Origin of the sequence: Pseudoalteromonas sp. SWN29 (assembly GCF_015864465.1) — a bacterium.
Classification (GTDB): Bacteria; Pseudomonadota; Gammaproteobacteria; order Enterobacterales; family Alteromonadaceae; genus Pseudoalteromonas.
Genome location: NZ_JADYXE010000050.1, coordinates 1 through 21,599, shown reverse-complemented (window position 1 = coordinate 21,599; position 21,599 = coordinate 1). Strand labels below are relative to the sequence as shown.

18 protein-coding genes are annotated in these 21,599 nt (G+C 39.2%); 14 read left to right on the top strand and 4 right to left on the bottom strand.

Annotation, left to right across the window (positions count from 1 at the left end; translation table 11 throughout):
* Nucleotides 1-71: 71 nt before the first annotated feature.
* Genes mfd through I6F53_RS16710 form a run of 3 tightly spaced genes read left to right on the top strand, consistent with a single transcriptional unit; the run spans nt 72 to nt 4,655 of the window.
* The gene (gene mfd, locus I6F53_RS16720) at nt 72-3,545 is read left to right on the top strand and encodes a transcription-repair coupling factor (protein ID WP_197240400.1); all 3,474 of its coding nucleotides are present in this window, start codon (nt 72-74) and stop codon (nt 3,543-3,545) included.
* Nucleotides 3,545-4,381, top strand: coding sequence for a peptidoglycan binding protein CsiV (locus tag I6F53_RS16715; RefSeq protein WP_197192416.1), 837 nt, complete (start codon nt 3,545-3,547; stop codon nt 4,379-4,381). Before mfd ends, I6F53_RS16715 begins: the two co-directional genes overlap by 1 nt.
* A 19-nt stretch (nt 4,382-4,400) precedes the next feature.
* A complete protein-coding gene (locus tag I6F53_RS16710; protein ID WP_010554066.1) occupies nt 4,401-4,655 on the top strand; it encodes a hypothetical protein in 255 nt (84 codons plus the stop codon).
* A gap of 48 nt (nt 4,656-4,703) precedes the next feature.
* Here I6F53_RS16710 and I6F53_RS16705 read toward each other — a convergent pair whose 3' ends face one another.
* From I6F53_RS16705 to I6F53_RS16695, 3 genes are all read right to left on the bottom strand, one after another.
* The gene (locus tag I6F53_RS16705) at nt 4,704-6,056 is read right to left on the bottom strand and encodes a hypothetical protein (protein ID WP_024599138.1); all 1,353 of its coding nucleotides are present in this window, start codon (nt 6,054-6,056) and stop codon (nt 4,704-4,706) included.
* Nucleotides 6,057-6,160: 104 nt separating this feature from the next.
* Nucleotides 6,161-8,605 (bottom strand): TonB-dependent receptor plug domain-containing protein, encoded by a 2,445-nt coding sequence (locus tag I6F53_RS16700; RefSeq protein ID WP_197240398.1) that lies wholly within the window; start codon nt 8,603-8,605, stop codon nt 6,161-6,163.
* Nucleotides 8,606-9,224: 619 nt separating this feature from the next.
* Entirely contained in the window at nt 9,225-9,650 is a 426-nt protein-coding gene (locus I6F53_RS16695; RefSeq protein WP_197240397.1) for a hypothetical protein, read from the bottom strand.
* Nucleotides 9,651-9,989: 339 nt separating this feature from the next.
* Between I6F53_RS16695 and ccoN the strand changes: the two genes are divergently transcribed.
* The 11 genes from ccoN (at nt 9,990) to ttcA (ending at nt 20,392) form a co-directional block, all read left to right on the top strand.
* Nucleotides 9,990-11,423, top strand: coding sequence for a cytochrome-c oxidase, cbb3-type subunit I (ccoN, locus tag I6F53_RS16690; protein WP_197240395.1), 1,434 nt, complete (start codon nt 9,990-9,992; stop codon nt 11,421-11,423).
* Nucleotides 11,424-11,435: 12 nt separating this feature from the next.
* A complete protein-coding gene (gene ccoO / locus I6F53_RS16685; protein WP_197179668.1) occupies nt 11,436-12,110 on the top strand; it encodes a cytochrome-c oxidase, cbb3-type subunit II in 675 nt (224 codons plus the stop codon).
* A 5-nt stretch (nt 12,111-12,115) separates the two neighbouring features.
* On the top strand, nt 12,116-12,301 hold the full coding sequence (locus I6F53_RS16680; RefSeq protein WP_010554061.1) for a cbb3-type cytochrome oxidase subunit 3: 186 nt from the start codon (nt 12,116-12,118) through the stop codon (nt 12,299-12,301).
* Nucleotides 12,298-13,350, top strand: a complete 1,053-nt coding sequence (gene ccoP, locus I6F53_RS16675; protein ID WP_197240394.1) for a cytochrome-c oxidase, cbb3-type subunit III — start codon at nt 12,298-12,300, stop codon at nt 13,348-13,350. The genes I6F53_RS16680 and ccoP overlap by 4 nt, the downstream gene beginning before the upstream one ends.
* A gap of 149 nt (nt 13,351-13,499) precedes the next feature.
* The gene (locus tag I6F53_RS16670) at nt 13,500-13,991 is read left to right on the top strand and encodes a FixH family protein (protein WP_166420777.1); all 492 of its coding nucleotides are present in this window, start codon (nt 13,500-13,502) and stop codon (nt 13,989-13,991) included.
* Between the two features lie 8 nt (nt 13,992-13,999).
* On the top strand, nt 14,000-16,375 hold the full coding sequence (locus I6F53_RS16665) for a heavy metal translocating P-type ATPase (RefSeq protein WP_197240393.1): 2,376 nt from the start codon (nt 14,000-14,002) through the stop codon (nt 16,373-16,375).
* On the top strand, nt 16,372-16,539 hold the full coding sequence (ccoS, locus tag I6F53_RS16660; RefSeq protein ID WP_002963071.1) for a cbb3-type cytochrome oxidase assembly protein CcoS: 168 nt from the start codon (nt 16,372-16,374) through the stop codon (nt 16,537-16,539). Before I6F53_RS16665 ends, ccoS begins: the two co-directional genes overlap by 4 nt.
* Nucleotides 16,532-17,203: a sulfite exporter TauE/SafE family protein gene (locus tag I6F53_RS16655; protein ID WP_197240392.1), complete on the top strand. Its 672-nt coding sequence runs from the start codon at nt 16,532-16,534 to the stop codon at nt 17,201-17,203. Before ccoS ends, I6F53_RS16655 begins: the two co-directional genes overlap by 8 nt.
* Before the next feature lie 67 nt (nt 17,204-17,270).
* Entirely contained in the window at nt 17,271-18,017 is a 747-nt protein-coding gene (locus I6F53_RS16650; RefSeq protein ID WP_165728835.1) for an FNR family transcription factor, read from the top strand.
* Nucleotides 18,018-18,111: 94 nt separating this feature from the next.
* Entirely contained in the window at nt 18,112-19,038 is a 927-nt protein-coding gene (gene uspE, locus I6F53_RS16645) for a universal stress protein UspE (protein WP_197240391.1), read from the top strand.
* Between the two features lie 439 nt (nt 19,039-19,477).
* Complete coding sequence (gene ttcA / locus I6F53_RS16640) at nt 19,478-20,392, top strand: tRNA 2-thiocytidine(32) synthetase TtcA (RefSeq protein ID WP_197240390.1); 915 nt, start codon at nt 19,478-19,480, stop codon at nt 20,390-20,392.
* Nucleotides 20,393-20,460: 68 nt separating this feature from the next.
* Here ttcA and I6F53_RS16635 read toward each other — a convergent pair whose 3' ends face one another.
* Nucleotides 20,461-21,522 (bottom strand): hypothetical protein, encoded by a 1,062-nt coding sequence (locus tag I6F53_RS16635; RefSeq protein ID WP_197240388.1) that lies wholly within the window; start codon nt 21,520-21,522, stop codon nt 20,461-20,463.
* Between the last annotated feature and the right edge of the window lie 77 nt (nt 21,523-21,599).

Here is a 21,599-nt window from a genome sequence, read left to right as displayed (position 1 = left end):
GTAACCTGAACTCTGGGTCACAAATATAATGGCTCTTACTTGCTAAGAGCCAACTATAAATGGAGTAATAAATGGCGTTTGAGCAATGGGCAGCCTTGCCTTGGGTAAAATCTCAAAAAGATAAAATTCAATGGGGCCAGCTAAGCGGAAGTGGTTTAAGCATTGCCATTGCTGAAGGTGTTAAACAACAAGATAACTTAGTCTTAATTGTTACGCCCGATACACCAAGCGCACTGCGCCTTGAAACAGAGCTAGAATATTTATTACCCGATAACCCGGTAATGGTATTTCCTGATTGGGAAACTCTGCCATACGATCACTTTTCTCCCCATCAAGATATTATTTCAGCCCGTTTAGCCACTTTAAACACCTTAAAAAAAGAACAACAAAGTGTGTTAATTGTACCTGTATCTACCTTAATGTTGCGCACAGCCCCAGCCTCATTTATTTATGGTTCAACAATCAACTTTAAAGTAGGTGACAAGCTAGACACACATAACTTTCGTGATAATTTAGAGCAAGCCGGTTATTTAAATGTTCAACAAGTAATGGAGCACGGCGAATACGCTATACGCGGCTCTATCGTTGACTTATACCCGATGGGTAGCCCGCATCCATTCAGACTCGACTTTTTTGATGACGAACTCGACACTATTCGTTTATTTGATGTAGAAACGCAGCGTTCTGATGAAAAAGTAGATAAAATTGAGCTACTTCCAGCACACGAATTTCCTACAAATGAAGCCGATATTGAGCGCTTTAGAATAAGCTACCGTGAAAAGTTTGGTGCAAGCTCACAGCAAGACTCGGTATACATGCAAGTAAGTAAAGGTAACTGGCCTGCAGGTATTGAATACTACATGCCACTGTTTTTTGAAAAGCTAGCCACTATTTTTGACTACCTGCCAGATACAACAACCGTTATGCAACTAGGTGATTTAGAGCATGCGGCAGATAACTTTTGGCATGATGTAAATGTACGCTATGAAAACCGCAGAGTTGACCCACTTCGCCCATTACTTGAGCCCAATACGCTTTATCAGCCTATTGAAGAGCTGTTTTCTAATTTAGGTAACTTTGCACGTATTCGTTTATCCCTTGCAAAACTCGGAACTAAAGCAGGTAATAAAAACTTAAGCGTTAACGAACTGCCGGCTATTCGAATCGATCATAAACAGCATGAACCTTATGGCGCGTTTATAAATTATGTAGCAGAGCAAAAAAAGAAAAAAGGCCGCATATTACTCAGTGTTGAATCGGATGGTCGTCGCGAATCATTACTGAGCATTTTAAAACCAAGCGGTTTAAAATTTAAAGAATTTGAAACACTCGAACAATTTACAAAAAGCGCGAGTGATGTGGGTTTAATAGTAAGCCCGCTTGAGCAAAGTGTGGTACTGGGTACTAAGCCCAGCCTTTCTATTATTACCGAGCAAGAACTGCTTGGCATTAAAGTATCTCAGCGTAGACGCCGCAAGCACAAGTACGAAGCCAGCCAAAATGCACTAATCCGTAACTTAGCCGAGCTTAAGGAAGGTCAACCTGTTGTGCATCTCGATCATGGTGTTGGCCGTTATCAGGGTTTGCAAACAATTGATGCTGCAGGTGTAGTTACTGAATTTGTAACAATTACTTACGCAAGTGAAGCTAAACTTTACGTGCCAGTATCTGCATTGCATATGCTTAGCCGTTACTCTGGTGGTGAAGAAGCCAGCGCCCCGCTGCATAAGCTTGGCTCAGATGCATGGGAAAAAGCAAAAAAACGTGCGGCTGAAAAAGTTCGCGATGTAGCCGCCGAATTACTCGATATTTATGCACAGCGCCAAGCAAAACCTGGTAATAAATTTACCCTAGATGCCCCTGCATATCGCCAATTTAGCGATAGCTTCCCGTTTGAAGAAACTGACGATCAGCGTAATGCCATAGAAGCGGTATTAGGTGATATGCAATCAAAGCAAGCCATGGACCGCTTAGTGTGTGGTGACGTAGGCTTTGGTAAAACAGAAGTGGCCATGCGTGCTGCTTTTGTAGCGGTTAACGATGATAAACAGGTAGCCATTTTAGTGCCTACCACCTTGCTGGCTCAGCAGCACTTTGAAAACTTTAAAGACCGCTTTGCTGATTTTCCTATTGAAGTAGGTGTACTTTCGCGCTTTAACTCCACTAAAGAGCAAAAAGACACGCTTGAAAAAATGGCGAACGGTAAGCTCGATATAGTTATTGGCACACATAAACTTATTCAGCATGACATTAAATTTAACGATTTAGGTTTACTCATTGTTGATGAAGAACATCGCTTTGGTGTTCGCCAAAAAGAGAAAATTAAAGCACTGCGCGCCGATGTAGACATACTTACACTCACTGCAACGCCAATACCGCGTACACTTAATATGGCTATGAGTGGCATGCGTGATTTATCAATTATCGCGACCCCGCCTGCTAAACGTTTAGCGGTAAAAACCTTTGTGCGTCAACGCGATGTAGAACTAATACGCGAAGCGGTACTGCGTGAAATTAAACGCGGTGGTCAAGTTTACTTTTTACATAACAATGTAGAAACTATTGAGCGTGTTGCACAAGAGATCAGTGAATGGGTGCCTGAAGCAAGCGTCACCTCAGCTCACGGTCAAATGCGCGAGCAAGAGCTTGAGCAAATAATGACTGACTTCTATCATCAAAAATACAACGTGTTGGTATGTACCACGATTATCGAAACGGGTATCGATGTACCTACAGCCAACACCATTATTATGGATAGAGCAGATAAACTCGGCCTTGCACAGTTACACCAATTACGCGGGCGAGTTGGCCGAAGCCATCATCAAGCGTATGCCTATTTACTCACAGGTGACCCTAAAGCACTTTCTAAAGATGCAAGTAAACGCTTACAAGCAATCGAATCGTTAGAAGATTTAGGCGCAGGTTTTGCCCTAGCAACACACGATTTAGAAATTCGTGGTGCGGGTGAGTTACTTGGCGACGATCAATCAGGTCAAATGCAAACTATCGGTTTTAGCTTGTACATGGAAATGCTCGAGCAAGCTGTAAATGCGCTACGTGAAGGTAAAGAACCAACACTTGAAAACCTACTTAAAAAGCAAACCGAAGTGGATTTAAAACTGGCTGCACTATTGCCTGATGATTACATACACGATGTAAATGCACGTTTAGGTATGTACAAGCGCGTTGCAAGTTGTGCTAACCTTGATGACATGGATGAACTGCAAGTTGAGTTGATAGACCGTTTTGGTTTGCTGCCAGATGCTGCTAAAAACTTGTTTAGCTTACAACAGCTTAAAATGCAGGCCAGTAACTTGGGTATAACAAAGATTGAAGCAAACCCTAAGGGCGGTTACTTTGAGTTTAGCCAAGATACCAAGGTTAACCCTAGCTTCATTATAGGTTTGATACAAAGTGCGCCTAAGGTGTACAAAATGGATGGCGCGAATAAACTGCGCTTTGCAATTAGTGAGGCTAATGCCCGCGAACGCTTAAAAATGGTCACTGCAATGATTGCAGATTTCGAAAAAAAGGTTAGCCATTAATGTTGCTAAAAAAATCGCTTGTTATTTTATGCTGCTTATTTAGTAGCACTGCATTTGCAGAGCGTTGGTTTGAGGTTGAGGTGCTGGTATTTAAACAGCGCCCTGCTCCATATTTACAAGAAGACTTTACCCTTAAGCACAAAGCTATTGAGGATAAAAATTCTCTAGATTTAATGACGCCACTTTACACAGAGCAAGCAATGCAAGCCTGTATAGATGGCGATGAGCGTTTTCAAAAACGCTCTTTTACCGATTCCTTAGTTAATTCAAACCCGCAATCGGGTGTATGCAGTGACAGTACAGACTACATACAAAGCTATGATGAGCTACCTGTCACACCTCTAGCCCCCGCTAAAGATGATATGCAGCAAACTTATTTATTAGCGCCAGAACAACTGCAATTTAAAGCGCAGTACCAACAGCTAGATCGCAAAGGATTAACACCTATTCTACATACTGGTTGGCGCTTTGAAGGCGCAAGTAAATCGCGTGCACCAAGTATGCATTTAATAGCAGGTAAACACCTTAAAAGTGATTCCAACGTAACCCCTAGCTATTCAAATCCTGATTTTGTAAGTTTATTAAATTCACAACCTGAACTATTTAACGACCCAGACCAATCAAAAGCAGAGTGGGAACTAGACGGTTTATTTAAAATACACTTGCGACATTATTTATACATTACAGCTAATTTTGATATTAGCCAAAAGCTAGAAAATGGCGATATAGAGTCAGCCCGCTTTTCTCAGTTTAGACGTGTAATAAGTGGTGAAGTACATTACTTTGACCACCCACGAATGGGCATGATCGTCCAAATCAGAAAATTCAAACATTAATACTAAGTAGGATATAACAATGAAAAAACTCCTTATCATCGCAGCTACATTAAGCCTTGCGGCTTGTTCTAAAGTAAGCCTTGAAAGCTACGAAAAAATTAAAGTAGGTATGGATAAGACTGAAGTTGAAACCATTTTAGGCAGTGCTGATAACTGTGTTGAAAAAACACTGCATACTAATTGTGTGTGGGGCGATGAAGCGAAAAATATCGAGATCACGCTAGTGTCAGACAAAGTAACTTTATATAGTAAACATGGTTTAGCTAATAAATAAATTTAAAAAAAAGGACTGATTTTATCAGTCCCTTTTTTATTCATAAGCTTACTTTTTCGAGTAAATAAGCTCAATATTGACGATTTTACTGCGATTTAACGTTATTTTATAGCGTTGGTAAAGTGTTCTATCTTCCTCAGTCAGCACAAGCACCATGTTAAGTTGGTAGCGCCGCTCAACCGCCTGTTTAGATATTTTATTACTGTCTAAATGATATAACTTCCCTTCACCACGTTTTAAATAACGCGCAAATGGCGCAAGACTAAATTGCAGAGTTTGTTGCAAGGTATCGTAACCGGGTAAAAATTCTTTTGCACTTACACGCGTTTCACTCGCAAAATGTAACCACTGCGCAGCTTGTTTATTTTGCTGTCGACGTTTTGAAAATATAGACTTTACTTCTTTAGGGATTTTTTTAAAGCGTGTGTATTCAAGCCAAATTAGCTGACTCGCTATTTTGTCTTTGGTAATACTATTTTTAAAACTAAATCGCCACTTGGGTCGCCCTTGTACAATAGCTCGCCAAATCATACGCGTAATATCTTCTTTAAATATTTCACGTAGCCCGTAAATAACCCCTAAAATTAAAATAAGCGTCGCGGTGACTTCAGTAAACGTTGAGCGAGCATTGAGTATAACAACCATCACAAATGCCATGATAACAGCTGTTACAGTGCCCTTAACTAATCGCTTAAGGTAGCTATTAAGAAACCGCGTTTGACGCTGTAATATTACGCCGTGCTCAATTAAGCGTTGTAACAAGCGCATTTTATTTGTTATTCGATTAGCGTCTTGCATTGTGGTTTCAGAATTATAGTTTTTGTCGGCCCGATATGCATTTTCGTTTTTACAAAACTGCATTAAATCGTTACGTTCTTTCGCATAATCGCTACTACGGGGGCCTTCATCTAAAAGCTTTAAAAAAGATTGCTCAACATGCCAACTTAAATAGTTATCAGCATTGGTAAAAAATGGCAGTAGTTTTTCGTCATCTGGTGTATAGCGGCGCAGCTTTTTTAAAAGCCCCTCACTTTGTTCATATACTTCGTTAGCACGTTTATAAAAGTCTTCGGCTTCGTCAATTTTTAACGCGTCTTTTATATCGGCATCAAGGGCTAAACGTACTTGGTAACAAAATAAATTAAGGTTTTGACGATAATCTTGCTGCTCACCTTTATTTTTACTCACAAAGCGGCTTCGTACTAATGGCAAGTGTATATTATTCGCGTTATACGCTAAATGCGATTTGAAGTGGTTATTAAAATATGATTCTTCGGTAAGCGTTTGCGGATTAATCCCCATTTCATTAGGGATAGAAAAATACAGATCTATGCGCTGTTCAGAACGAGGAGTTAGTTCTGGCTCAATGACAAAAGATAAGTTTTCATCTTGTTTTAACAATCAGTTCTCCTTCTAAAATATCGTTTTAGTTTACTTGTCTCCTTTGTTTTGTTCAATAAAAAAGGCCCAGTAAATACTGAGCCTTAATACGATTAATGTGCTAGTTAAAACTTGTAGTTTACGTTAGCAAAAATACGTGAACCAATAACATCATACATCTCAGGAACAGTACCCATATCGTTACCACCTAAGACTTCTTCAGGCTCTTTATCAAATATGTTATTCATGCCACCTGTTACTCTTAATGCGTCATTTATATTGTAGCTCATTGATATATCGTGATAAATAATGTTGTCAGTACTAAAATTTTCACCGTAGTATTCACCATCCATTCCACGAATGAATCGTGCGTTATATAAAATACTAAACGCATCTGTAATATCATAATTCACAGAAAGATTAGATTTTATTTTTGAGTAGCCACCGATATTACCATCAATAGTGCCCGTATAGTTTATATCATTCTCTTCAAATTCAATTAAATAAGTTGTATCAAAATTTATACGGTAATTATCGGCAGTATAACCAATATTCCAATCAACCCCAGATGTTTTTTGAGAGCCGACATTAGTTAGTACAGAGGTTAAGTTAGATAAATTCCCAGCTTGGGACACTCCAATTGATGAGCAAGAATCTGCATCACCTGAAAAACAAGAATTCAATTCATTCTGAACATCCAGACGGGTAATTGCATTAGTAATGTCAAACTTCCAGTAATCTAAAGTACTTGATAAGCCATCGGTAACTTCCCAAACCATACCAAAGGTAAATGAACGGCTCTCTTCAGCTTGTAGATCATCATCACTTGTACGGTTTACAAGTATTTGAGCATCTTTTTCGTTGCCCCATGGGTCCGTTAAGTAGTCATAAGAACCAGAATTTCCGCCAAATAATTCAGCAACATTTGGTGATCTAAAGCCAGTAGCTAGTACAGAACGAACCATAAACTCATCAGTCACATTCCAAGTGGCACCTAACTTCCAGGTTATTTCGCCACCAAAAGTAGAATAGTTATCGTAACGAGCCGCACCTTCTAATGATACAGACTCCAAAACTGGCATCGATGTCTCAAAATAAACTGACTGTACAGAATAGTCGCCATCTGTAGATTTTTGCTGTGCTGCAGAGCTTTCACCAGATTGAATGATTAAATCTGGTGTATAAAAACCACTTTCATAACGGTTTTCAATACCTATAGCATAACCAATATCACTTTCTGTTACATTGCTGTATCCTGCAGAAAGAACGAACTGTTCATTGCCACCTTCATTATTGGCCATAAATATTGAATTATTCGCGGTTAATAAGTCGCGACCTAGTGGCTCGCCACTAAACCAAACATCCTGATTAGCGTAAATGCTTTCTTTAACTCTGGCGGTATTAATTGAATTTTTTACACTATCCTTTGAGTCATTTCGCCCATAAGTAGCACTTATATCCCAGCTAGCATCATTATCTAAAAGTCCCTGTAAAGCCACTGAAGCTCTGTAAGTGTCAGTTTCCTGTTCAGAAAGGCGAGGACCAGCATCAGTCATTCTTCTGTTATATTCTAATTTTTTAGCTAGTGTCCCATTTTTAGAAAATGAATTAGTATATGTAGCATTAAGTTTAGAGGTTTCTAAATCAATAGATAATGGCTCAGGCGCTAATTGTTGCGATGATTCACGACGCGTATACATTAAATCAATATTTAAAGTTGTATCTGAATCAAGTTCAGTATCATAGCTTGTAAAAATACTATACAAATCATTGGGTGTTTGTGCATAGCTAGATGGAGTAAAGTCATAAGAAGTCGTTCTATCTTCAAAATCACCATTACCAGCATAGGTTTTATCACCTAATGTACCTTGTGGTATCCTAGTTGATTGCCCTGGTTCAACAAAGCGTCGATCTGATTGAATAATTTCTCCGCGACCAGAATACTGAGCGCCAATAACTAAATTCCCATCCGCTATCTGCATACCATGGAGTAAACTAAAACCGTAATTATTCCCATCATTCTTTGTTGTTCTACTTCCGTCAATATTAAGTTCCGTGCCTTCGAAATCTTTTTTAGTGATTATATTTACAACACCAGCTATAGCATCAGAACCATATACTGCAGACGCACCATCTTTTAATATCTCAATAGATTTAATCATTGCAACTGGAATAGTATTTAAATCGACTGAAGAATCAGCGCCAGTACCAGATGATACCATTCTGCGACCGTTCAATAAAACTAAGGTACGTTGAGAACCCATACCACGTAAGTTTACTGTTGCAGAGCCGCCTGAACCATTATTACTAGAGCCACCTAAGCTCATACCAGCTGCTGAAGGTTGATTTGAAAGTACATCAGCAACTGATGTATAACCACTTTTGGCAATAAAATCATCGCCAATGACAGTAATAGGGCTTGACGTTTCCATATCAGTGCGATTAATACGAGAACCAGTCACTTGAATTTTTTCGATTGATTTTGCAGCTTCGTCTGCCGCTAAAACTTGCACACTAGAGAACATTGGGATCGCTGCAATTACAGCTAAACCAAGAGTTGATTTTTTCATGAAAGAACCCTACTTGTTGAAATTTACCTTTATTGGTAATGCTCACTTGTTATAAGAATAGTGAGTTAGGCGGGCAACTTAGGCGCTTTTAACTGAACGAAAACTTAACGACTGTTTATTTTATATATCACAACAAAATAGAACAACTTTATTAGGAACATACGTTACAACTTGTTTCATTGTTAACAAGTAAATACATACTTATATCAATATTTTGAGTACAAACAAACACTTAAGCAATACAGATGAAATCAAACCGAACCACTTTGTAATTAAATGTAATTAATCGAATGATGTACCAAATTTAGATAAATTAACAAGTTAATCACAGTGCATTATTAAAACCGCAAAACTAAATGTTAATTACTAACCATATTTATGCATGCTTAGCGATTAAATAGTCTGATTTAGCTACTTTAAGACGTTTTTTGATTAGATTTTTTATTCAGTCGCAATTAAAGTTGAACTTTTTGAGAGCACTCATTCACTATTAAAGCTTTATCAGTATCAAAACCTAAAAAGGCAATTTTATTGATCTTGTCACTCAGATAATCGTATGTATAAGAAACGAACTCACATCAAAAATGTAAGCTGTATGCAAGAGTTTGCAGCAGCAACTTTAGTACGTTACGTAAAAAGAATAATTGAGAGTTTGTATTACTGAGGTGGCATTATCTTTAACGGTTAATTCTAAATTCCAAAGCATATTTTGCTCGGAACAAATGCCAACCATAGTATTACTTTGCCACAGGCCATCATGTTGTTTAAATTGTTGAGGAATGTAACCCATATACATGGTAATGCCTTTAAGCTTGGCATCTTCAATTGTAATGTTAACAGGTAAATCACTAAAAATAGTAAATGGGGTCTCGGGGGAAAGGGTTTTCTCGCTTAACCATACTTTAACATCATTTGAAAAAGTACACGGCTCATTGGCTTCGCATTGGGCGTTTTTAAGAAATTTTTCATCTGTGTTTTTAGAAAAATCACACGCTGTTAATAAAAAAAACACCGCCGTAAATAAACTTAACCTGTATATAAGCATAACAATTTCGCACTAAATAAAAGCAAATACTAATAATCGTGACTATAAATAACAAGTGCGAGTGTTACTATTAGGCCAAATAAGGCACAAACTGTATCAAAAAATAAACAACAAGCTCACAAAGTTTGATTGATGTCATAATTTTATGTAATTGATCTATCTTTTTTAGGCCAAAAAATTTATCATTTCACCCGCAAAAAATAAGGGTTTCTCAAGTTTTTTTTCTGAAGCTTTCATGTATTGAAAGTTTTAGATAACACGCTTGAGAAAATAGTAGGCCCCACTTTTAAAGGTGGGTAATTCATTTCTAAACGCATTTATTGCAGCGGAAGCCAGAAAATGAGCCAAACAGTAGCATCACAAACTGAGTATAACTATAAGGTTGTACGCCAATTCGCTATTATGACAGTGATTTGGGGCATCGTTGGCATGAGTATTGGGGTTCTGATTGCTGCCCAATTAGCTTGGCCAGCACTTAACTTTGATACACCATGGTTAACTTACTCTCGACTACGTCCGTTACACACGAACGCAGTAATTTTCGCATTTGGTACCAGTGCACTTTTTGCGACGTCTTATTACGTCGTACAACGTACTTGTCAAACGCGTCTTTTCTCAGACAAACTTGCCGCCTTTTCTTTTTGGGGCTGGCAGCTAGTTATTGTATTAGCAGTAATAACGCTTCCTTTAGGTATTACTAGCACAAAAGAATACGCTGAACTTGAATGGCCAATCGATATTTTAATCGCTGTGGTTTGGATTGTTTACGCTGTTGTATTTTTTGGTACCTTAATTAAGCGTAAAGTATCGCACATTTATGTTGCTAACTGGTTCTACGCTGGCTTTATTATTACTGTTGCTGTGCTTCACATTGTAAACAGCATGGCAGTGCCTGTGTCGTTAACTAAATCATACTCAATCTATGCAGGTGCGGTAGATGCGATGGTTCAGTGGTGGTATGGACATAACGCTGTAGGTTTCCTACTTACTGCTGGTTTCTTGGGTATGATGTATTACTTTGTACCAAAACAAGCAGGTCGTCCGGTGTATTCATACCGTTTATCGGTAGTTCACTTTTGGGCTTTAATTTCATTATATATCTGGGCTGGCCCTCATCACCTTCACTACACAGCGCTTCCTGATTGGACGCAAAGTTTAGGTATGGTTATGTCTATTATCCTATTCGTACCGTCTTGGGGTGGTATGATTAACGGTATTATGACACTGTCTGGCGCATGGCATAAACTACGTACCGACCCAATACTGCGTTTCTTAGTTGTTTCATTGTCTTTCTACGGTATGTCTACGTTTGAAGGTCCTATGATGGCAATTAAATCTGTAAATGCGTTATCTCACTACACAGATTGGACAATCGGCCACGTACACTCAGGTGCGCTAGGTTGGGTTGCTATGATTTCAATTGGTGCTATTTATCACTTGATCCCTGCATTATTCGCGCAAGGTCGTATGTATAGCGTTAAATTGGTTAATACCCACTTCTGGTTACACACTGTAGGTGTTGTTTTATACATCGTTGCAATGTGGATTTCAGGTGTAATGCAAGGTCTAATGTGGCGTGCAGTAAATGCTGACGGTACATTGATGTACAGCTTTGTGCAGTCTTTAGAAGCGTCGCATCCTTTCTATATCATGCGCTTTGTAGGCGGTGTATTCATCGTAGTAGGTATGTTAGTTATGGCTTATAACGTTTATCGCACTATTTCAGCTGAGAAAGAATCTCTGAAACTAGACGCGCAAGCACAATTAGCATAACGGAGTGAGATGATGAGCAATAAAAAGTCACAAAACAAACATGAAATAATAGAAAAGAACATTGGCCTTATGGCTATTCTGACTGTTTTTGCTATTAGCTTTGGTGCGTTAGTTGAAATTACTCCGCTAATGTTCCAAGACGATACAACTAAGCCTGTGGATGGTCTACGTCCACTTAGCGCACTTGAAATGGAAGGCCGGGATATATTTGTTAAAGAAGGTTGTCATACTTGTCATACGCAAATGATTCGTCCTTTTCGTGATGAAGTTGAGCGTTATGGTCACTACTCTGTAGCCGGTGAATCTGTTTGGGATCATCCGTTTTTATGGGGTTCTAAACGTACTGGTCCTGACTTGGCTCGTGTTGGTAAGCGCTACTCGGACGACTGGCACTATGCTCACTTAGTTGATCCACGTGCAGTGGTTCCTGAGTCGAACATGCCAGGATTTCCTTGGTTAGCAGAGAATACGCTTGATACCAGCCTCACTCTGAAAAAACTACAAATTTTCCGTGATAATTTTGGAATTGATAGCCGCACAGACCGTTACGGCGGTCTAGGTTATGGCAGCGACGAAGAGCTTCAAGCTGATGTTGATAAAGTTAATGCTATGAATGACGGCAAAGGCGCAACAGAAATACAAGCTCTAATCGCGTATTTACAGCAACTTGGTACCCACTTGAAGTAAAAATTATGGATTACGGAACATACAGAGGCATTTTGACTCTGGTAATTTTAGTATTGTTTATTGTGATTGTTGCATGGGCATATAGCAAGCGAAGCAAAACTCGTTTTGACAGCGCCGCTAATGCCATTTTCGAAGATGAAAAAAAACATGACAACACACTCTCTAACGAGGAAAAGGAGTCTGAAAAATGACTAGCTTTTGGAGTATTTGGGTTATTGTATTAACCCTATCATGTTTGTGCATTTTGTTTGGTTTACTCGTGTGGAATTTAAAAAACTACGCTGGTGTACCTGAAGGTGAAAGCTGCGGACATGAATATGATGGAATTGAAGAGCTAAATAATCCACTGCCAAAGTGGTGGACTTACATGTTTTTCGCAACTTTTATTTGGTCTGTATATTACCTTGCGGCTTACCCAGGTTTAGGTAACTGGGAAGGTTTAGGTAAATGGACGAGCTCTAACCAAGGTATTACCTCTTTAGCTGAATCTAAAGAAGCGATTGCTAAAGCGAAAGAAGAAGGTCGCTTTGTAAAACTTGATAAAGAGTACGAAGCGGCAGAAGAACGCTTTGGTCCTATTTTTAATAGACTGGCGCAGGTACCTGTTTTAGATTTAGTTAATTCTAAGTTTGAAGGTGACGCTGCGCAGCAAGCTGCTCTTGAAAATGGCGACAAACATGAGCAAACAGATGGTCAATTAGCCATTGAAATTGGTCAGCGTTTATTTTCACAAAACTGTACACAATGTCATGGCTCTGATGCACGTGGTGGAAGCGGTTTCCCTAACCTAACTGATAAAGATTGGTTATATGGCGGAACACCTGACAAAATTAAAGAAACACTTCTTTATGGTCGTATTGCAGCAATGCCAGCTTGGGGCCCTGCTCTTGGCGAGCAAGGCGTTAAAGAAATGACAGCACATGTGCTGAGCCTTTCTGGTCGTACTGTTAACCAAAAAGATGCAACCGCAGGTGCAGCAAAATTTGCAATGATGTGTGCGGCATGTCACGGTGCTGATGGTAAAGGGTCTGTTGCTAATAATATAATGGTATCCGGGGTATCTCCTGGCGCACCTAACCTAACCGATAACATTTGGTTATACGGTGGCTCTCAACGTGCAGTTGAAGAAACACTTAACCACGGCCGTGCCGGTGTAATGCCTGCATGGAAAGACATTTTAGGTGAAGATAAGATTCACTTATTAACTGCCTATGTTTACAGTTTATCGCAAGATAAATAAGCATACAGTTAATAAAATGTTTATAAATTAATTTATTTAATTCAATAGATTAATCCAGATCAAAAAAGCCTCCACTGTGAGGCTTTTTTTTAGTCTTTTACGTATAAATCCTATAAAATAACCCTTCCTAAACTTACTTTAGAGACACTATGCAACCTACTCCGTGGTATAAAAATTTTTGGCCTTGGTTTTTAATCTTTTTTCCGTTAGTTGCCATTATTGGCTGTATTAGCTTATTTATTACAGCAATAGGTAACGGCCCAGACATGGTTGTCGACGACTACTATAAAAAAGGTAAAGCAATAAACTTAGAACTGACTAAGTTTGAAAAAGCAAAGGCACTTTATTTACATGGCGAGTTAAATGTAACTAACGAACGTGTAAGCTTTAAATTTACAAAAGGCGACAGCAGCAATGTGCATGTGTTAAAACTCTCGTTTTACCATCGCACCATAAAAGCACACGACTTTGAAGCAACACTGACTCCTAATGCCAATCAGGAATTTACAGCATTACTTAATGAGTACACACCGGGTGCATATTCTGTATTTATTGAGCCAATAGATGGCAGTTGGAAAATGAAAGAAAATATAACGTTACCAACTGAACAGACCGTTTTAGTTACTCCTAATTATAAGTAGTCATAACTATGTCTAACTCTTGTTTTCATTGCCTTGAGAGTGTGCCAAATGGATTTAGTGCCAGCGTTATAATTGACGACAAAGCCCAGCCAATGTGTTGCATTGGCTGCCAAGCTGTTGCACAAAATATTGTTGACCAAGGTATGACCGATTACTACAAATACCGCACCGTACGTGCCGGTAAAGTAGAACAGCTAGTACCTGAGCAACTCGCATTTATAAAAAGTTATGACAACGAAGACATCCAAGACGAATTTATAGCGACTACCGATAATATCTCAGAGGTATTACTGAGCGTTGAAGGTATCACTTGCGCCGCTTGTGCGTGGCTTATCGAAAAACAACTTTTAAATTTAAACACAGTTAAACGTGTTGATGTAAATACCTCAACCAACCGCGCTATGATTCAGTGGGATAAAACCAGAACCCCATTGAGTGAAGTAATTACCGCGCTTGCTAAGATTGGTTACAAAGCCTATCCATTTCAAGCCGATACTGAAGCACAACAAAAACAGCAAACTGCAAAAGCCTATATTCGCCGTTTAGGTGTAGCAGGCTTGATGACCATGCAAGTAATGATGTTTGCATTTGCCATGTACTTTGGCATGTTTTCAGGTATGGACAGTAATTTTGAGCAGTATTTTAGGTGGATCAGCTTAGTACTTGCCTCTCCCGTTGTTCTATATAGCGCACTGCCCTTTTTAACCAATGCTATAAATGGCTTAAAAGCTAAACAACTCAATATGGATTTACCTGTCTCGCTGGCTATTTTTGGTGCATTTGGTGCAAGCTGTTACGCTACATTTATGGAAGTGGGCGAGGTATATTTTGAATCTGTATGTATGTTTACCTTTTTGCTGTTATTGGGAAAATACCTTGAATTTAGAGCACGTTTAAAAGCGAGCGAGTTTACTGCCAACTTACAAAAACTACTGCCATTAACAGCGCGCACTATTAACGAAAGTGGTGACGAGCTTATAATTGCAGCAAAAAAACTAAAACTTAATGACATCGTACTTATTAAAGCGGGTGAGACAATTCCTGCCGATGGCGAACTCATTAAAGGTAAAACCACGGTTGATGAGTCTATGATGACCGGTGAACATCAACCCGTAACTAAATTTATTGGTCACAATGTTTATGCCGGTTGCGTTAACCACGATGGTGTTATTGAAATAAAAATCAATAAAATTGGCCAAAATACACTTTTAAATCAAATTATACGCCTACAACACAACGCACTCACTAAGCGGCCTAAGCTAGTTGAAATTACTGATAAAGTAGCTCAGTGGTTTATTGCGTGTTTACTCATATTTGCTTCGCTTACCGCTATTGGTTGGTACCAAATTGATCCAGAACACGCATTTTGGATTACTATTTCGGTTTTGGTTGCTACCTGTCCATGTGCGTTGAGTTTAGCCATACCTACCGCGCTTACCTGCGCCGTAGCAACACTTACTCGCAAAGGCGTGTTAATAAAACAAGCGCATGTGCTCGAAACACTCTCACAAATTACTTTATTTGCATTTGATAAAACAGGCACTCTTACACAAGGTAAATTTAGCCTTGATGAAGTCGATATAATCGATAAGCAATACACAAAAACACAAATCCTCGATATTGCAGCTAGGTTGGAGCGCTATTCTGAACACCCTATCGCTAGCGCATTTGATGAAATCACACCTGCTCAGCATAACCTTGATAACGTTGAAGTACACCCAGGGCTGGGCATTAGCGCACAAGATGCAACTCATCATTACGCAATTGGTAAAAGTGGTTGGTTTGATAGCAAAAAATCAAATGCACAAGCAAGCTTATATATAAATAAACAAGTTGTTGCACGTTTTTACTTTGTTGATAAAGTTAAAAATGATGCTAAAAAACTTATAGAGTCTCTTCAATCGCAAAACTTAACGTGTCATATGTTAACCGGTGACGCCTCAGATGCAGGCCAAAAAGTAGCAAAACAACTTAAACTCGAAAGCGTGCAATCTGGATGCTCCCCACAAGATAAACAAACAGCCGTTGAACAGTGGTCTTCACAAAACGAAGTGGTTGCTATGGTCGGCGATGGTGTAAACGACAGCCCAGTATTTGCCAGCGCACACTTATCAATTGCCATGGAAACAGGTGCTGACATATCTAAAAATAGCGCCGATGTGGTGCTTCTTAATAGCGATTTAGCCTCAATCGATCACTTACTTAATGTAGCTAAACAAACCAGGCGCATTATTAAGCAAAACCTTGCGCTGTCTTTATTGTATAATGCGTCCATATTACCACTGGCAGCATTGGGCTTAGTCGCTCCATGGATGGCTGTGATTGGCATGTCTGCCAGCTCAATTATTGTGATAAGCAACTCACTAAGGCTATTAAAGTTATGAGCATAATTTACATTTTGATCCCCATTGCTATTTTGTTTGTCATTATTGCTATCGGCGTTTTCTTTTGGGCTGTAAAAAGCGAGCAATTTTCTGACTTAAACAAGCAAGGTCACAGCATTTTGTTTGAAGACGACAAAGAGCAACATAACAAAAGTAATGATTGACCCTCTTTATACCAGCGCATTCTTAATGGGGCTAATAGGTAGCGGACATTGCATTGCCATGTGCGGTGGTATAGCAAGCTCATTACAACTGGCAAGTGATAAACGTAAAAAGTTTACCTATTCATTTGCTTATAATATTGGACGTGCACTGAGCTACATGGCAGCAGGCGCGCTTGTTGCTGGAATTAGTAGCCAATTTGCACGGCAAAATACGTCTTTTTCTTTAGCCCTTTCATTCATTGCTGCTATTTTTATGCTCCTAGTCGGCGTGTATATAATGCGCTTAGGGCCCACTTTGCAATGGCTTGAAAAGGTTGGTAAAACCTTGGTGTGGCAGCACATTGTTAAGCTCAACAAATATTTAATGCCTATTAACACCCCTTTTAAAGCCCTAGGTTACGGTGCTCTGTGGGGATGGCTGCCTTGTGGTTTGGTATATTCAGCGCTTACATGGGCAATGACTAGCCCAAGTGCTTTAGATGGTGCTTTAGTGATGCTTTGTTTTGCTTTAGGTACTTTTCCGGCAATGATTACGTTAGGCGTTACTGCACAAAAACTAAATACTATTATTAACCATCCATGGACTCGTATTGTATTAGGCAGTGTTATAATTTGGTATGGTATCTACTTATTGATTATTGCAACCGACAAGCTGGTACATTAATCTATTCGCATTATTAACCTTTAAGGTTATTTTGCAGTCGTGTATAAAAATTTAAACGGATTAAATTATGGATTTTTCTCAAAGTCGCGCTAAGGGTAATTGTGCTATTAGCTGTAATAATTGCAGTATTAGTCAATTGTGTTTGCCATTTTCACTTAATGGCCAAGAAATGGATAAGCTTGACGAAATTATTGAGCGAAAAAAACCACTGCATAAAGGCGACTATCTATTTGAATCAGGCGCACCGCTGCAAGCTATATATGCAGTACGCTCTGGCTCATTTAAATCATATACATTATCAGAGCAAGGCGATGAGCAAATTACTGGTTTTCATTTAGCCGGTGACTTAGTAGGTTTTGACGCAATAAGTAAAATGGCGCATCAAAGCTTTTCGCAAGCGCTAGAAACGTCAATGGTATGCGAAATCCCATTTGATACGCTTGATGAACTTGCTGGTAAATTACCAAAACTTCGCCAACAAATAATGCGTTTAATGAGCAGCGAAATTACATACGATCAAGAAATGCTGTTATTACTTAATAAAAAATCAGCAGAAGAGCGCCTAGCTAGTTTTATTTATAACTTATCTGAGCGCTTTGGCGAGCGTGGTTTTTCACGTAAAGAATTTAGATTTACAATGACTCGCGGTGAAATTGGCAACTACCTAGGCCTAACTGTAGAAACGATTAGTCGTTTATTAAGTCGCTTTCAAAAAGCAGACTTAATAAAAGTAGAAGGTAAATTTATTACTATTTTAGATAACGATGCGTTAGCTAAAACTGCAGCAATAGTAAAACCTCGTCAAATTAAATAGTTTGATTTAGAACAACAATTTATATGCTACCCCTTTAACTGTTTTATATTTACGTTACACTAAATGTACACCCGTTATGTAAATGGAGTAGCATATGAACACTATTAAACGCATTATTGCGGTTATTGACCCCACCAAAGATGATCAACACGGTTTAGCACGTTCAATAGATTTAGCTAAAAAGTCTGGCGCAAGTATTACCGCTTTTATGACGGTGTACGACTTCTCTTATGAAATGACAACCATGCTCTCTGGCGATGAACGTGAAGCAATGCGTGACGCCGTATTAAAAGATCGTGAGCTATGGCTAACCGATTTAGTCTCTCCTTATAAAGATATTAATATTGAAACCCAAGTGGTTTGGCATAATCGCCCTTACGAGGCCATAATCGATACCGTCATCGATCAAAAATACGACTTAGTTATTAAAGGCACACATCAACACGGTGCACTTAAGTCAGTTATTTTTACCCCTACCGATTGGCACTTAGTACGTAAATGTCCCGCTCCTGTATTGTTTGTAAAAGAAATGGCATGGCCTGCTAACGGTAATATTTTAGCTGCTGTAAATGCGGTTAGCGAAAATGAAGAGCATGTAGCACTTAATAAACGCGTTATTAAAGATGCACAATTTTTATGTGAACTTGCCAACGCAAAGCTTAATTTAGTTAATGCCTACCCCGCTACACCGATTAATATAGCAATCGAAATCCCTGAGTTTAATCCTGGGCTTTATAACGAATCAGTTAAAAAGCATCACCATGAATCAACTAATGCATTGGCAGCTGAGTTTAATTTAAGCCAAGAGCAATGCTTTATTGAAGAAGGCCTGCCAGAGGATGTAATTCCTGATGTGGCTAAGCGGTTAAATAGCGAATTAGTTGTTATTGGTACTGTAGGTCGCACGGGCTTAAGCGCGGCGCTTGTGGGTAATACAGCAGAGCATGTAATTGATAGTCTAGACTGTGATGTACTGGCACTTAAACCTGACGGTTACGTAAGCCCGCTGGCAAAAAACTAGGGGCTGTTGACCTTTGCGGATTAGAATTTGTTCAAACTAGGGGCGATTTAATCGCGGCGCGAGGTTTGTAACCTAGTGGGCTAAGTCAAAGCCGAGCAACAAAGAGTAAATTGCCCCTATGCAGAACCCGAAGGGCAGCGCCTGTTTGGCATTGATGCTGCGTTATCGCCTACTTATGGGGGATAACCACACTACATAGGCTCTGCCTTGCCTAAATACCAAATAGACTGCTGCAAATTCAACCTTGAAAGGTCAACAAACCCTAGATTAACCAAAAGATCTTTTAGCAAGTAACTGCCCGCACATTACTTGCTGAAAATACCATGTTTAAATCGCTTTTAATTACATCCTAAACTCGCATATTCAGGTGGTTTGGGTATAATACGCCCCTTTATTTTTAGCAAATAACTTTGCTGTATTGTTTTACTAGGGGGCGTAATTGTCACACTCAGATCAAGCTAAAGCTCAATTTAACTTAAATAAGCTGCAAAAGCGTTTACGTCGCCAAACTGGTCAAGCCGTTATGGACTTCAATATGATTGAAGAAGGCGACCGCATAATGGTATGCCTTTCTGGCGGCAAAGACAGCTACACTATGCTCGAAATGCTCCAGCATTTAAAACGTGTTGCACCTATAAAGTTTGACCTTATTGTTGTTAACCTAGATCAAAAACAACCCGGTTTTCCTGAGCATGTATTGCCTGAGTATCTTGATAAACTAAATGTTGAATACAAAATAGTAGAAGAAGATACCTACAGTATTGTTACTGATATTATACCTGAAGGTAAAACTACCTGCTCACTTTGCTCACGCTTACGTCGTGGTATTTTATACCGAACAGCAAAAGAGCTGGGTGCCACTAAAATAGCCCTTGGGCATCACCGCGATGACATGATTGAAACCTTATTTTTAAACATGTTTTATGGCGGTAAATTAAAAAGTATGCCGGCTAAATTAATGAGTGATAACGGTGAGCACATGGTTATTCGCCCGCTTGCATACTGCAGAGAAACCGATATAGCTCAATACGCATTTGCACAAGGCTACCCTATAATCCCGTGTAACCTTTGTGGCTCACAAGAGAACCTGCAGCGTAAACATACAAAAGCAATGCTCGCTAAATGGGATGCAGAGCACCCTGGCCGTATTGAGAGTATTTTTACAGCCATGCAAAACGTAGTGCCTTCACATTTAGCTGATGCTAACTTATTTGATTTTGAAAACTTACAAACAGGTGAAATCATTGATGGTGGCGATATCGCTCTTGATAAGCCTGACATACCTAAGGTGCCTGTAAGTAGCGAACTTGATGAACAAGAAGTGCCAAGTGTAGTCACTATAAATCTAAGCTAACAAATTTAAGGGGGTAGTATTTATATTCAACCCCCTCAAATTTACCAATTCAGCATTGCGTTCTATTTTTAACTCTCAGCTAAGCCTTGTAAAAATTCCAAACTTAACTTTTCTTGTGCATTGGCCTGGTACGGCAACTGTTGCAAACTATCGTATGCAAAATCAGTAATATCAAAATGACTTATTTCACTATTCCCAAAGCTGTTACGCTCACCGGGGCTTGGCGACATTCTCTCAATTACAAAATCACTTAAGCGCATATCTGTAATACCGTGAGGTAATACTGACCAATGGGCTTTTAAGTTTAGTGTTTGGCTTCCCTGTGTTAACCGCTCTTTAGATACTAGATGAGCAAGTGGTGTATCACCACTGTATAAATTAGCCCTAACACGATACAAACCGCTTTTTACAACGGTTAAATTAGCTGGCACGACCATGTTTTCATCTTGTGCATATGCAGTTTCAAAACCTGTTAAAGTCGCACTTGGCGCCATATATTGAATTTGCGCAACTACGGGGACTTTTTTACCAGTAACATCACCCTCTACAAACACTTGCAAACTACGAGGGTAATCATCTTCGCCTTTAAAAGTGATAGTTGCCTCACCTTCACGTGCATTACCTGTATGGGTATTTAACACTTCTTTCGTGTCTGTATTTGCAAGTTCAACGACTACTTTACCAAGCCCTTGAGCGCTTACTTTTATTGTTATTTCTTCTGGGTATACAAAGCGATACTGCTTAAGGCTTAAAGTTAAAGCATCACCACTTTCACCAATCGGGCTCGATACAGGATAGAATTGATTTGGCTTTAATCGATCTTCATCTAAAGCGCTTAATGGCTGAGAATAAGGAGGAAATTTAAGTGCACTTTCATATTGCATAACCACTTGCTGCGCTGCTTTTGTTAAGTCTTCATTAAACGCGATTTGCTTTTTTGATTGTGATTTATTTACTTTAGGGACATCTATAGGAATTACTTTTACAGGTGATAAATCAGCTACACTAGTTGCCTGCTTTACCTCCGGCGCTATTGACTCTACAACTCGATGAGTATTATTTTTACTTGTAAACCATAGCGAAAATAAAATAGCGCTAATAATTAAAGCAACGACATAAAATTTTTTCATTAGGGGCTGTTGATCTTTGTAGTACATATATTAATCAGCCCACATTGGTAGCCACATCATAGTGAATGCTAAAGCGA